1 protein-coding gene is annotated in these 1754 nt (G+C 63.9%); it reads left to right on the forward strand.

Annotation, left to right across the window (positions count from 1 at the left end; genetic code table 11):
• Nucleotides 1-1754: condensation domain-containing protein (locus tag BLP82_RS29860; protein WP_256576694.1), on the forward strand; the 1754-nt coding region annotated here is incomplete at both ends.

Genomic DNA, 1754 nt, shown 5'->3' on the forward strand with positions numbered 1-1754 from the left:
AAGTGGAACAGACCCTGGCCCGGCTCTGGGCCGAGGTGCTCAAGGTCGAGCAGGTGGGTCGTCACGACCACTTCTTCGAACTGGGCGGTCACTCGCTGCTGGCGGTGAGCCTGATCGAGCGCATGCGCCAGGTCGGCCTGAGTGCCGATGTGCGGGTGCTGTTCAGCCAGCCGACCCTGGCGGCGCTGGCCGCGGCCATCGGCAGTGGCAAGGAGATTACGGTCCCCGAAAACCTGATTCCACTGGATTGTGAACACATCACTCCGGATATGTTGCCGCTGGTCGACCTGACCCAGGACACGATCGATCGCCTGATGGCGACGGTGCCGGGCGGTGCCCGTAATGTGCAGGACATCTACCCGCTGGCGCCGTTGCAGGAAGGGATTCTCTATCACCATCTGGCGGCGGAGCAGGGCGATCCCTACGTGCTCCAATCGCAGTTCGCCTTCGACAACCGCGAACGCCTCGAAGCATTCGTCGAGGCGTTGCAGGTGGTGATCGACCGCCACGACATCCTGCGCACCAGCGTGGCCTGGGAAGGCCTGGACGAACCGCTGCAGTTGGTCTGGCGCCACGCGAAGCTGGCGCCGCAGCGCTTCGAGGCCGATGCCACGGCCGGTGATGTCGCCACACAACTGGCGAGCCGCTTCGATGCACGCCACTACCGCCTGGACCTGCGCCGTGCGCCGATGCTGCAGTTGGTCTACGCCCAGGATGAGGCCCATGACCGCTGGGTGGCGATCCTGCTGTTCCACCACATGGCGCTGGACCATACCGCGCTGGAGGTTGTGCAACAGGAAATGCAGGCGCACCTGATGGGCGAGGCCGGACAACTGGTCGATCCGGTGCCTTATCGCAACTATGTGGCCCAGGCACGTCTGGGAACGAGCGAGGCGGAACACGAAGCATTTTTCCGCCAGATGCTCGGCGGGATCGATGAGCCGACGCTGGCGTTCGGACTGGCACAGGTCCAGGGGGACGGGCGTGGCATCGAAGAAGTGACGGTTGCAGTCGATGAGGCTTTGAGCCTGGGGCTGCGCAGTCAGGCCCGGCGCCTGGGCGTGAGTGCCGCGAGCCTGATTCACTTGGCATGGGGCCGGGTCATGGCCCTGGCATCCGGTCAGGAGAACGTAGTGTTCGGCACGGTTCTGTTAGGCCGCATGCAGGGTGGCGACGGTGCTGATCGGGCGCTGGGGATGTTCATCAACACCTTGCCGATATGCGTTTCGGTGGGCGAGCAAAGTGTGCGTGATGCGGTGAAGATGACCCACGCACGGCTGACCGCGATGCTGGCCCATGAGCATGCCTCCCTGGCCCTGGCCCAGCGTTGCAGCAGCGTGGCTTCGTCGACACCACTGTTCAGCGCGTTGCTCAATTACCGGCACAGCTCGATCGAGGTGACGGATGCGTTGTTGTCGGCCTGGAACGGCATGCAGATGCTGTCCAGCGAAGAACGTACCAACTACCCGCTGACAATGAACGTCGATGACCTCGGGGACGGCTTCAGCCTGACGGCACTGGTCGAGGCGCGGATCGGGGCGCAACGCATCTGTGACTACATGCACGTTGCGCTGCGCAGTCTCTTCGATGCACTGGAACATGCACCGCACCAGCCGGTGCAAAGCCTGGCGGTGTTACCGCCGACGGAGCGTCGCCAGTTGCTGGAAACCTGGAATGCCTCCGATGTGGTCTACGCCGACAATGCGCTGATCCATGGGCAGTTCGAGGCACGTGCGGCGACACAACCTGATGCC

Source organism: Pseudomonas sp. NFACC37-1 (genome assembly GCF_900101575.1).
In the GTDB taxonomy this organism is placed as follows: domain Bacteria; phylum Pseudomonadota; class Gammaproteobacteria; order Pseudomonadales; family Pseudomonadaceae; genus Aquipseudomonas; species Aquipseudomonas fluorescens_AA.